Genomic DNA, 11,943 nt, shown 5'->3' with positions numbered 1-11,943 from the left:
CAGGTGTCGGATCACGGGTTGCGGTCGCCGGCGGCGCCTTCAGGAGCCGCCGAAGGCCGTGGGAGTGTGCATGACCTGGCGGGTCTGCCCGTTGCCGAGGTACATGTGCACGCCGCAGGGCAGGCACGGGTCGAAGCTGCGCACGGCGCGCATGATGTCGATGCCCTTGAAGTCGTCCGGCGAGTTCTCCTCGAAGATGGGCGTGTTCTGCACCGCGTCCTCGTAGGGGCCGGGCGTGCCGTAGGAGTCGCGCACGCTGGCGTTCCACGGTGTGGGCGGGTACGGGTGGTAGTTCGCGATCTTGCCGTCGCGGATCACCATGTGGTGCGAGAGCACGCCGCGCACCGCCTCGTGGAAGCCCACGCCGATGGCGTTGTCGGGCACGTCGAAGGGCTCCCAGGTCTTGGTGCGCCCGGCGTGCAGCTCGGCCAGCGCCTTGTCGACGAAGTGCAGCGCCGAGGCGGCGGCGTAGGCCTGGAAGTAGGTGCGGGCGCGGTTGCGCTCCAGCGCGTTGCTGTAGCGCGGGATGCGCCACTCGAAGTTGCGCTCGCCCATGGTCGCGGTCTTGGGCAGGTTGATCTTGACGCTGGAGCCGGTGGCGCGCACGTAGCCGCCGATGTCGACCAGGCCCGACAGCGCCGTGGACCACAGCCGGGCGATGGGTCCGCCGCCGGTGTCCAGCGCCAGGTGGTCCTGGCCGTCGAACCAGCGCGGCGACATCACCCAGCTGTACTTGTCCTCGAAGTCGCGCTTCTGCGGCTTGGGGATGGTGTGCTGGTTCCACGGGTGGCGCCGGTCGACCGGGTTGCCCAGCGGGTCGTGGGTCACGAACTTCTCCCGCTGCTCCCAGTCCTCGTAGTAGGAGCTGCCCAGCAGGATGCGGATACCCAGGTTGATGTCGACCAGGTCGTTGGTGACCAGCTCGCCGTCGACGATGATGCCCGGGGTCACGAACATCCTGCGGCCCCACTCGGACATGTTCTCGTAGCGGTAGTCGCAGTGGTCGGGGTCGTTCATCGAGCCCCAGCAGCCCAGCAGGATGCGGCGGCGGCCCACCTCTTCGTAGCCGGGCAGCGCCTCGTAGAAGAAGTCGAACAGGTCGTCGTGGAGCGGCACGACCCGCTTCATGAACTCCACGTAGCGCATCAACCGCGTCAGGTAGTCGGTGAAGAGCTGCACGGTCGGGTAGGTGCCCACGCCGCCCGGATACAGCGTGGAGGGGTGCACGTGGCGGCCCTCCATCAGGCAGAACATCTCGCGGGTGAGCCGGCTCTGCTGCAGCGCCTCGCGGTAGAACTCGCCTTCGAGCGGGTTGAGCGCCCGCATGATGTCGGCGATGGTGCGATAGCCGTGCTCGGCGGCGCCCGGCGCCTCGGTGCGCTCGGCCAGCTCCAGCACCTCGGGGTTGGTCTCGCGGACCATCTTCTCGCAGTAGTCCACCCCGACCAGGTTCTCCTGGTAGATGTTGTGGTCGAACATGAACTCCGCGGACTCGCCGAGGTTCATGATCCACTCGCCCAGCGGCGGCGTCTTGACGCCGTAGGCCATGTTCTGCGCGTAGACCGAGCACGCGGCGTGGTTGTCGCCGCAGATCCCGCAGATGCGGCTGGTGATGAAGTGCGCGTCCCGCGGGTCCTTGCCCTGCATGAAGATGCTGTATCCGCGGAAGATGGACGAGGTGCTCCAGCACTCGGCCACCTGCTTCTGCTTGAAGTCGATCTTGGTGTAGATCCCCAGGCTGCCCACGATGCGGGTGATGGGGTCCCAGTTCATGTCGACGAGGTTGGAGTCGGTGGCGGCCTGCTGTTCGCGGCTCGTCGGTCCGGTCGCGGTCATGTGCGAATGGGCCCTTCTGCGGCGGTTGCTGGTGCGGTCAGGGTGCTGCGCGCTGCGTCGCGCGGATCACCACGGCGGCCGGTAGCCGGTCGTCAGCCGTTCTCCGGTGTGGCGCCACTTGGGTTCCTTGTCGATGGTCCTCATCGTCACGTTGCGCAGTTTGCGGATGACGCCGCCGTACGCGGAGGTCGCCGCGGAGGAGACCTTGCCGCCCGGGGGTTCGTCCATGAACGGCATGAACTTGTCCGGGAAGCCGGGCATCGTGCAGGCGATGCAGATGCCGCCGACGTTGGGGCAGCCGCCGATGCCGTCCATCCAGCCGCGCTTGGTGACGTTGCACTTGACGACCGGGCCCCAGCAGCCGATCTTGACGAGGCACTTGGCGCTGCCGTACTCGGTGGTGAACTCGCCCTGCTCGTAGAAGCCGCCGCGGTCGCAGCCCTCGTGGACGGTGTGGCCGAACAGCCAGGTGGGGCGCAGCGCGTCGTCCAGCGGGATCATCGGCGCGTTGCCCTGCAGCTGGTAGAGCAGGTAGAGGAGGGTCTCGGAGAAGTTGTCGGGCTGCGTGGGGCAGCCGGGGATGTTCACGATGGGCAGCCCGGCCTTGGACTTCCAGTCCCAGCCCAGGTAGTCGGCGACGCCCATGGCCCCGGTCGGGTTGCCGGCCATGGCGTGGATGCCGCCGTAGGTGGCGCAGGTGCCCGCCGCCACGATCGCGGTGGCCTGGGGCGCGAGGCGGTCCAGCCACTCGCTGGTGGTGATGGGCTGGCCGGTCTCGGGGTTGTTGCCGAACCCGCACCAGTAGCCCTCGTCCTTGATCTTCTCGTTGGGGATGGACCCCTCGATGACCAGGACGAACGGGTCGATCTCGCCGCGCTCCCCCTTGAAGTACCACTCGATGAAAGTGTCGGCGCCCTGCTCGGGGCCCGACTCGAAGTCGATGAGCGGCCAGTGCACGGCCACCTTGGGCAGTCCGGGCAGCGCGCCCAGGACGATCTCCTCGATGCTGGGCAGGGTGGCGGCGGTCAGCGCCACCGAGTCGCCGTCGCAACTGAGCCCCGCGTTGATCCAGAGGATGTGAACGACGTCTTCCTCGGTCTCGGTTCCGGTCGTCATGGCCTACCTCCTGGGCCGTTCGGTGCCGGCCGCGGTGCCGGCGCCCGGGCCGGAGGTCTCCTCCAGCGCCCGGGTCACCAGCTCCCACAGCACGTGATAGAGCGTCGTCTGGGCTTCCTGGATGCGGTGGACCGAGGCGGAGGGCACCGCGAAGAGGTGGTCGAGGACGTCGAGTTCGCCGAGGCGGCCGCCGCTGTAGCCGGCCATGGCGACGGTGAGCATGCCGCCTTCTGCGGCGGCCCGCACAGCGGAGGCCACATTGGGCGAGCCGCCGCTGGTGGACAGCCCCAGCGCGATGTCGCCGGGGCGCCCGAGCGCGGCGAGCTGGCGGGCGAATACGACCTCGAAGGAGACGTCGTTGGACAGCGCGGTCAGCACGGCGGAGTCGCCGGTCAGACACAGCGCCGGCAGCGACGGGCCGCGCACCGGGCGCAGAAAGGCGGTGGCGAGACCGGCGGCGTCGGTGCTGGAGCCGCCGTTGCCGAAGGTGAACAGGCGGCCTCCGGCGGCGAAGCGCTCGGCCATGGCGGCGGCGCAGGCGGCGAGGGCGTCGCCGCACTCGGCCAGCAGCAGGCGCCTCAGGCCCACGATCTCCTCGGCCTTCTCCGCGGTGGAGCGGCGCACCTCGGCCGTCACCGCGTCCAGGCCGCCCGGCGCGCCGCTGCCGAGGAACGGGTACAGGCCCAGCGGATCTGCGGCGGCTCCGGCACGGCCCAGGCCGCTATCCGAGGCGGTCATCGGGCACCTCCTGCTCCACGCGGGCGATGGCCTCCTTGGCGTGCACCAGCAGCGTGTCGCCCTCGCCGGCCTCCACCAGGGCGACGCTGACCTCCTCGACGGAGGAGCCGGTGTCGACCAGCGCCATACCGCCGGGCAGCAGCGCGCGCACCCGCACCGCAACGGCCTGGTCGGAACAGGTGACGCAAACACCGTCACCCTCGTGCCACTCGGGCACCTCGATGAAGTCGCCGGCGGGGGCGGGCATGCCGGGGAAGGGCAGCGGCGCGGCCCCGTCGCCGGGCGCGCCGCGCTCGGGCTCGGTGCTCACGCGCTGGCCTCCCGCTCCAGCAGCGCCGGGTTCTCGAAGAACACGTGCACCAGCTCCCAAAGGATGTGGTAAGTCGTCACGTGCACCTCCTTGACGATCATCGGATCGTCGCTGTGCACGTGCAGGAGGTGGTCGGCGGCGCCCCCGCGGGCGACGGCCCCGCCGTCGCCGCCCACCAGGGCGACGGTGAGCAGGCCCGTCGCGGCGGCGGTCTCCAGGGCCCGCGCGACGTTGGCGCAGTCACCGTCGGGCGAGACGCCCAGCGCGATGTCGCCGGGGTCGGCCAGTCGGCCGAGCTGGTGGGCGAAGACGTGCTCGAAGCCGTCGCTGCGGCCGATCTCGGTGATGGTGGCGGTGTCGTTGTTCAACGACAGCGCGGGCAGCGCCCGCTTGCCCACGATCACGGGGTGCACGAACTCCACGGCGATGTGGTCGGCGTCGGCGCCCGCTCCCCCGTTGCCGAACACGACGAGCTTGCCGCCGCGGTCGAAGCGCACGGCCATGTCGCGGCAGGCGCGGGCGACGCGTTCGGCGTCCGCGGCCAGTCCGAGCCCGGGCTCCTCGCGCGCAAGCACCGCCTCGTCGGCGAATTCGCGGAGGCGGGTCGCAGCACTCATAGAAATTCCCCCTAGTGGATTCGCAGCGTCGCACGCGCCGAGATGCGGTGTCAACGATTTCGAAACCACGCCGCGGACACCTTTTTCCCGACCCGTGGAACTGCCATATATGTTTTTTTAGGTTTCAGTGCGCACCCCGTGGAATGCACGGAGAAATCGGACGAAACGCCTGATTCCGCGGCCGCCGGGTGCCGCGGGGGCGGCCGCGAACCGCGCCCCGCACGGGGCGGCGGTCGCGCCCAAGGAAGACCCCGGGTGGTGCGCTCGGTCGGGGCACCGACGCACCTCAGCGCCCTCCGGTCGACACGCCGCAGGAGCGCGGGGCGACCCGCCGCACCGGCACCGCCCGGCCGGATCAGCCGGCTCCGACGGCGCGACTCGGGCGCGCCGCGGCGCGCGCGTCGCCGGGAATGCGGCGCGGACGCGGCGAAACCGGCACAATCGGCCACCGGCCGGAGTTTCCGTTCCACCCGCCGCGGCTTTGCGTGTGGATTCTACCGCGGCGGCGAGTCCTATACTCCGGCAAAAGGCGTCCGGAAATTGCGGGACCCGTGAATCGGGCGCCAACCAAGGAAACGCACGGGGAGGATACCGAGATGGGCAGTGGCGAGCCGTTTACGCGCTCCCGCATCCGCGTGGAGGGAATCGTCCAGGGAGTCGGGTTCCGCCCCTTCGTCCACGCGCTCGCCACGCGCCACCGGCTCAGCGGGCTGGTCGGCAACGACGCCCGCGGGGTCTACGTCGAGGTGGAGGGTCCGCGCGAAGGGCTCGGCCGCTTCCGGCGGGAACTGGTGGAAGAGGCACCTCCGCTCGCCGTCATCGAACGGGTCAGCGCGGAGACGCTGGCCCCGCTGCGCGACTCCGGGTTCCGCATCGTGGCCAGCGACGGTGCGGGCGAGCGCCAAGCGCTGGTGCCGCCGGACGTGGCGACCTGCGACGCCTGCCTGGCCGAACTGTTCGACCCGGGCGACCGCCGCTACCGCTACCCGTTCACCAACTGCACCGACTGCGGGCCGCGCTTCACCATCGTCACCGATCTGCCCTACGACCGGCCCGCCACCACCATGGCCGGTTTCGCGATGTGCGCGGCGTGCGAGGCGGAGTACCGCGACCCCGCCGACCGGCGCTTCCACGCCCAGCCGGTGTGCTGTCCGGCGTGCGGGCCCCGACTGCGCCTGGTCGACGCCGCGGGCGCAGACGCGGCTGGCACGGACGGCGCGGACCCGGCGGGGGCCGACCCCGTCGCGGCGGCCGCGCGGGCGCTGGTCGCGGGCCGCATCGTCGCGGTCAAAGGGCTCGGCGGCTACCACCTGGCCGCCGATGCGGGCGACGAGGCCGCGGTGGCGGCGCTGCGCGCACGCAAGCGCCGCGCCGCCAAACCGTTCGCGGTGATGGCCGCCTCGCTGGAGGCCGCCGAGCGGCTGTGCGAGGTCGAGGCCGCCGAAGCCGCCGTCCTCACCGGCTCCCGGCGGCCGATCGTGCCCGTGCTCCGGCGGCCCGGGGCCGAAGCCGAACTCGCCCCGTCGACGGCTCCGGGCGACCCGCGGGTGGGCGTCATGCTGCCCTACACCCCGCTGCACCACCTGCTCGCCGCCGAACACCCGCGGCCGTTCGTGCTGACCAGCGGGAACGTCTCCGACGAGCCGATCGCGCGCACCGAGGAGGAGGCTCTGGCCCGCCTGGGGACGATCGCCGACGTCTTCCTCGTCCACGATCGGCCCATCCACGTGCGCACCGACGACTCGGTGGTGCGGCTGGTGCGCGGCCGGGAGTACCCGCTGCGCCGCGCGCGGGGCTACGCGCCCGCGCCGCTGACGCTGCCCGTGGCGGCGCGGCGGCCGGTGCTGGCCTGCGGAGCCGAACTCAAGAGCACGTTCTGCCTGGCCGGCGGAGACCGCGCCTTCCTCTCCCAGCACATCGGCGATCTGGAGGACTACGCCGCATACACGTCCTACACCGAGCAGATCGCGCACTTGTCCGCTCTGTTCGGGATCGATCCGCAAACCGTCGCCCACGACCTGCACCCCGACTACCTCTCGACGAAGTACGCCCTGGGCCGCGCGGGCGCCGAACCGGTGGCCGTGCAGCACCACCACGCCCACATCGCCGCGTGCATGGCCGACAACGGGCGCTCGGATCCGGTGGTCGGGCTGGCGCTGGACGGACTCGGCTACGGCTGCGACGGCACCCTGTGGGGCGGGGAACTGCTGGTGGGCGACCTGAGGGGGATGCGGCGGCACGGGCACCTGGCTCGGGTGCCGATGCCGGGCGGCGCGGCGGCCGTGCGGGAGCCGTGGCGCATGGCCGCCGCCTACCTGGATGCGGCGTACGGCGGCCGGGTACCCGAGGGCTTCTCGGTGGTGCGGCGCAACGCCGCGCGCTGGGCCGCGGTGGTGGGCATGGCCCGCTCGGGCACCAACGCTCCGCCGACCTCCAGCGCCGGGCGGCTGTTCGACGCGGTCGCCGCACTGGCCGGACTGGGCGACGCCGTCGACTACGAGGGCCAGGCGGCGATCGAGTTGGAGCGGCGCGCCGACCCGCGCGAGCCGGGCATCTACCCCGCCCGTATCGACGACCCCGGCATCGGGGGCGAAGAGGCGGCACCGCTGCGCATCGGCGGCACCGACCTGGTGCGCGCCGCGGCACAGGACGTGCTGGGCGGCGCCGCGGTCCCCGCCGTGGCCGCGCGCTTCCACAACGGGCTGGCGGGTGTGCTCGCCGAGGCGGTGCAGCGGGTGTGTTCGCGCACCGGCGTGGCCACCGTCGCGCTGTCGGGCGGGGTGTTCCAGAACACGCTGCTGCTGGAACTGCTGTGCGACCGGCTGGAGGCGGCGGATCTGCACGTCCTCACCCACCGCCGGGTGCCCGCCAACGACGGCGGTATCAGCTTCGGCCAGGCTGCGGTGGCCGCGGCGCTGGACGCCGTTTCGTGACGTGTACCCCGGGTAGGCGGCCGCACCGACGGACGCCGTCGGGCCGAGCGGGCCACGCCGGCCGCGCGGCGGCGCCCGGCGCACGCTGCCCCGGATGGGAGGGAACACCGTGAAGGCCGTCGTATGGAATGGCGTGGGGGACATCCGGATGGACGACGTCGCCGAACCGGCGATCGAGCATCCCCAGGACGCCGTCGTGCAGATCACCACCAGCGCCATCTGCGGGACCGACCTGCACATGGTGCGCGGCACGATGCCCGGCATGGTGCCCGGTACGGTCCTCGGGCACGAAGGTGTGGGGGTGGTCGCCGAGGTGGGATCGCAGGTCCGCAACTTCTCCCCCGGCGACCGCGTGGTCATCCCCTCCACGATCGGATGCGGGACGTGCAGCTACTGCCGGGCGGGCTACTTCGCCCAGTGCGACAACGCCAATCCGGGCGGCCGCCGCGCGGGGACGTCCTTCTTCGGCGGCCCTGAGGCGACCGGGTCCTTCCCCGGCATGCAGGCCGAACGGGTACGCGTGCCCTACGCCAACGTCGGCCTGGTGGGGCTGCCCGACCGCGTCAGCGACGAGGAGGCCATCCTCCTCTCCGACATCTTCCCCACGGCCTGGTTCGGCGCCGAGCTCGCCGAGATCACGCCCGGCGACACCGTGGCCGTGCTGGGCTGCGGCCCCGTCGGCCTGTTCTCCATTATCAGCGCCCGCGTCCGGGGCGCCGGGCGCGTACTGGCCGTCGACGGGGTGGACAGCCGCCTGGAGCAGGCGCGGGCGCTGCACGCCGAACCGATCGACTACACCGCCGAGGACCCGGTGGCCGCGATGGTCGAGCTGACCGGCGGCATCGGACCCGACCGGGTGATCGACGCGGTGGGGGTCGACGCCGAGCACCCCAAGGAGGGTCCGGCCTCCGGCGGTGGCGACGGCTTCCGCGAAGAGCTGTCGCAGGTCGCCCCGCAGACCGCGCCGCAGGACGGGACCTGGGAGCCCGGCGACGCACCGTCCCAGGCGGCCCGCTGGTCGGTGGAGGGGGTCGCCAAGGCCGGGACGGTGTCGATCATCGGGGTCTACCCGCCGACGATGACGTCCTTCCCCATCGGCACGGCGATGCAGAAGAACCTCACGCTCAAGATGGGCAACTGCAACCACCGCAAGTACGTGCCCGAACTCGTCCGCATGGTCGCCGCCGGACAGGTGGACATCGCCTCGGTGCTCACCCAGGAGATGGGCTTCCGCGACGTGGTCGCCGCCTACACGGCCTTCGACCGCCGCGAGTCCGGCTGGACGAAGGTGGCCGTCACCACCGTGTGATCCCGGCCGGGGGCGCTAATGTTCTGCGCCTGAAATCCGTTTCATAAGTGTAGGCTTCGGAGATGGTGAAGACGGGTCGGCCGAAGAAGGCCGAGTTGACGGTGACCGAGGCCGACCGCCGGGAGCTGGTGCGCGGGGCGCGGGCGGCGACCTCGACCCAGGCCTACGCGTTGCGCTGCCGGATTGTCTTGGCATGCGCGGAGCCCGAGGCGTTCAACAAGGACGTGGCCGCCGAGTTGGGGATCTCTGTGCCGACCGTGGCCAAGTGGCGGGGCCGGTTCATCGAGCACGGCCTGGCCGGGCTGGCCGATGAGCCCCGGCCGGGCCGGCCGCCCTCGATCCTGCTCGACCAGGTCCAGCAGGTCGTCGAACTGACCCTGGAGCAGACCCCGCCCGATGCCACCCATTGGTCGCGGGCCTCGATGGCGCGGCGCAGCGGGCTGAGCCGGTCGACCATCGGGCGGATCTGGCGGCACTTCGACCTGAAGCCGCACCGCACCGAGGGCTTCAAGATCTCCACCGACCCGCTGTTCGTGGAGAAGGTGGTCGACGTGGTCGGGCTGTATCACAACCCGCCCGAGCGGGCGGTGGTGCTGTGCGTGGACGAGAAGTCGCAGATGCAGGCCCTGGACCGCTCCCAGCCGGTGCTGCCGATGATGCCGAGTGCGCCCGAACGGGTCACCCACGACTACGTCCGCCACGGCACCACCAGCCTGTTCGCCGCCTTCAACATCGCCGACGGCACCGTCATCACCGAGCTGCACCGCCGGCACCGCGCGGCCGAGTTCAAGAAGTTCCTCATCAGCATCGACAAGGCGGTCCCGGCCGAGTTGGACATCCACTTGGTCTGCGACAACTACGCCACGCACAAGACCCCGCTGATCCACCAGTGGCTGGCCCGCCATCCACGCTTCCATGTGCACTTCACCCCGACCGGTTCCTCCTGGATCAACCAGGTCGAGCGCTGGTTCGGCTATCTCACTGCCCAGCTCACCCGCCGCGGGGTGCACAAGAGCGTGGCCGCGCTGGAGAAGGACGTGCGCGATTGGATCGAGCGGTGGAACACCGAGCCTCGCCCGTTCGTCTGGCGCAAGACCGCCGAAGAGGTCCTCGACTCCCTCGCCAGATATCTGAAACGGATTTCAGGCGCAGAACACTAAGCCCTGTTTAAGAAGTGCTGGGTCGGTCCGGCTCCCATGGGCGGTCGGGCCGTGCAAGTCGGGTTGGCTGTGCGGCCTCGCCGGTCTGCCGGGCGGTGGGCTGCCGGGCAACGGGCCGCTCGACGGGCAACAGCGGGCACCGACGACGGCGACGGGCCGGAGCCCGCGGTCGACGGGTCGGTTGCCCGCCGGTGGCGAGCCCCCGGTCCGGCGGGCGCCTACCAGGGGAGCCGGTCGTCGACGTCGAAGTAGCCGCCGGTGGGGCCGTCGGGTCCCACACAGGCCATCCCGACGATGACCTCCGCGCCCTGCTCGACGGTTTGGATGCCCGTGTTCCCGTTGAGGTCGGTGGCGGTGAATCCGGGCTCCACCGCGTTGATGCGCATCTCGGGGAACGCCTTCGCGTACTGCACGGTGATCATGTTGACTGCTGTCTTCGATGCCGGATAGGCCACGCCGGTGTAGGCGTGCGCCGGCGTGCCTTCGGTGGTGATTCGCGCCATGGAGGCCAGCCCGCTGCTGAGGTTCACCACGACCGGGTGGTCGGAGTGCCGCAGCAGCGGCAGGAACGCGTGGGTCACGCGCACCACGCCGAGGACGTTCACCTCCAGCAGGGGCCGCATCGCCTCGGCGGTGAGGTCGGCCGCGCCGACTACACCGTTGTCGCCGGTGCGGCCCTCGATTCCGGCGTTGTTCACGAGTACGTCGAGTCCGCCTTCGGCCTCGACGGTCTTCGCGGCCTCCGCGACCGACTCGTCGTCGGTGACGTCGATCTGCACCGCCTTCGCACCGAGTCGCGCGGCGGCACGCCGCCCCGCCTCCGGATCGCGGCTACCGATGTAGACGTCGTGTCCGGCGGCGACGAGCCGGCGGGCCGTCTCGAAGCCGAGGCCCTTGTTCGCTCCGGTGATCAATGTCGTGGTCATGGTTCCAGGGTCGCTGGACAGCGGCGGGCCGACCAGTGCCCTGTGCTACCTGGGACCGCCGATACCAGGCTGTCCGCGCGGTGTGGGGGCACACTGGGAACATGGCGGAACCGGAGTTCGGGCGGGCAGTGCGGCGTTGGCGCGACCGGGTCTCTCCCGAGGCGGTGGGGATGCCCGCGGGCGGACAGCGGCGTGCGGCCGGTCTGCGCCGCGAGGAACTGGCTCTGCTGGCCGGGATCTCGGTGGACTACATCACCCGCCTCGAACAGGGCCGCGCGGTGCACCCCTCGGTTCAGGTGGTCGAGGCGCTGGGCCGCGCACTGCGGCTGACACCGGACGAGCGCGAGCACCTGTTCGAACTCGCCGGGCTCGCGCTGCCCGGACCGGGGACGGTCCCCGCCCACATTCCGCCCAGTGTCCAGCGGTTGCTGGACCGGCTTACCGGGACGCCGGTCGCGGTCTACGACGCCTGCTGGACCCTGCTACTGGCCAACCCGCCCTATGCGGCGCTGATGGGCGACCCCTCGGGGTGGCGCGGCAACGACCGCAACTCGGTATGGCGCAACCTGGTCGGAGCGGGTGGGCGGGTTCGGCACACGCCCGAATCCAGGCGCGCTTTCGAGACGGCGCTGGTTGCCGATCTGCGTACCGCCGCCGCCCGGTACCCGGACGATCAACGGCTGCGGCAACTGGTGGCCGACCTGCGCGCGAACAGCGACCGGTTCGCCGAACTGTGGGACTCCGGGGCTGTGGGCCGCCACCGGTCTGCGCGCAAAACCGTCGACCACCCGCAGGTCGGGCCGCTGACCCTGGACTGCGACGTGCTCACCGTAGCGGGCAGCGATCTGCGCATCATGGTCTACACGGCCGGTCCCGGCACCGCGGACGCCGAGCGCCTGGAGCTGGTCACCGTGCTGGGCACCCAGGCGTTCGCCGGATAGCAGCCGGAACCGGCCGGGCCGCCGGTGTGAGCGCAGCCGACCGGATCGACGGCCGGC

The 11,943-nt window shown here is 71.4% G+C and carries 10 protein-coding genes; 4 read left to right on the top strand and 6 right to left on the bottom strand.

From position 1 onward, the window contains the following. Nucleotides 1-39: 39 nt before the first annotated feature. The 5 genes from EKD16_RS08530 to EKD16_RS08510 all read right to left on the bottom strand — a co-directional run bounded on the left by EKD16_RS08530 (nt 40) and on the right by EKD16_RS08510 (nt 4,617). Nucleotides 40-1,836 carry a nickel-dependent hydrogenase large subunit gene (locus tag EKD16_RS08530; RefSeq protein ID WP_131097895.1) on the bottom strand — a complete coding sequence of 599 codons (1,797 nt, stop codon included), beginning with the start codon at nt 1,834-1,836 and terminating at the stop codon, nt 40-42. Between the two features lie 66 nt (nt 1,837-1,902). Next, nucleotides 1,903-2,952: an NADH-quinone oxidoreductase subunit B family protein gene (locus EKD16_RS08525; protein ID WP_131097894.1), complete on the bottom strand. Its 1,050-nt coding sequence runs from the start codon at nt 2,950-2,952 to the stop codon at nt 1,903-1,905. Between the two features lie 3 nt (nt 2,953-2,955). Continuing rightward, nucleotides 2,956-3,690, bottom strand: coding sequence for a D-sedoheptulose-7-phosphate isomerase (locus EKD16_RS08520; protein ID WP_131097893.1), 735 nt, complete (start codon nt 3,688-3,690; stop codon nt 2,956-2,958). Next, complete coding sequence (locus EKD16_RS08515; protein ID WP_242677296.1) at nt 3,674-4,000, bottom strand: HypC/HybG/HupF family hydrogenase formation chaperone; 327 nt, start codon at nt 3,998-4,000, stop codon at nt 3,674-3,676. The genes EKD16_RS08520 and EKD16_RS08515 overlap by 17 nt, the downstream gene beginning before the upstream one ends. Next, nucleotides 3,997-4,617 (bottom strand): D-sedoheptulose-7-phosphate isomerase, encoded by a 621-nt coding sequence (locus EKD16_RS08510; RefSeq protein WP_131097892.1) that lies wholly within the window; start codon nt 4,615-4,617, stop codon nt 3,997-3,999. The genes EKD16_RS08515 and EKD16_RS08510 overlap by 4 nt, the downstream gene beginning before the upstream one ends. Nucleotides 4,618-5,213: 596 nt before the next feature. Here EKD16_RS08510 and hypF point away from each other — a divergent pair. The 3 genes from hypF (at nt 5,214) to EKD16_RS08495 (ending at nt 10,019) form a co-directional block, all read left to right on the top strand. After that, a complete protein-coding gene (gene hypF, locus EKD16_RS08505; RefSeq protein ID WP_131097891.1) occupies nt 5,214-7,550 on the top strand; it encodes a carbamoyltransferase HypF in 2,337 nt (778 codons plus the stop codon). A 109-nt stretch (nt 7,551-7,659) separates the two neighbouring features. After that, nucleotides 7,660-8,859 carry a zinc-dependent alcohol dehydrogenase gene (locus EKD16_RS08500; RefSeq protein WP_131102230.1) on the top strand — a complete coding sequence of 400 codons (1,200 nt, stop codon included), beginning with the start codon at nt 7,660-7,662 and terminating at the stop codon, nt 8,857-8,859. Between the two features lie 62 nt (nt 8,860-8,921). Then, entirely contained in the window at nt 8,922-10,019 is a 1,098-nt protein-coding gene (locus EKD16_RS08495) for an IS630 family transposase (RefSeq protein WP_131097890.1), read from the top strand. Nucleotides 10,020-10,237: 218 nt separating this feature from the next. Here EKD16_RS08495 and EKD16_RS08490 read toward each other — a convergent pair whose 3' ends face one another. Beyond that, a complete protein-coding gene (locus tag EKD16_RS08490; protein WP_131097889.1) occupies nt 10,238-10,945 on the bottom strand; it encodes an SDR family NAD(P)-dependent oxidoreductase in 708 nt (235 codons plus the stop codon). A 101-nt stretch (nt 10,946-11,046) separates the two neighbouring features. Between EKD16_RS08490 and EKD16_RS08485 the strand changes: the two genes are divergently transcribed. Continuing rightward, entirely contained in the window at nt 11,047-11,886 is an 840-nt protein-coding gene (locus EKD16_RS08485) for a helix-turn-helix transcriptional regulator (protein ID WP_131097888.1), read from the top strand. Nucleotides 11,887-11,943: the final 57 nt, after the last annotated feature.

Source organism: Streptomonospora litoralis (assembly GCF_004323735.1).
GTDB lineage: Bacteria > Actinomycetota > Actinomycetes > Streptosporangiales > Streptosporangiaceae > Streptomonospora > Streptomonospora litoralis.
Note: the sequence above shows the minus strand (reverse complement) of the source record. Positions and strands in the feature narration are given on the sequence as shown.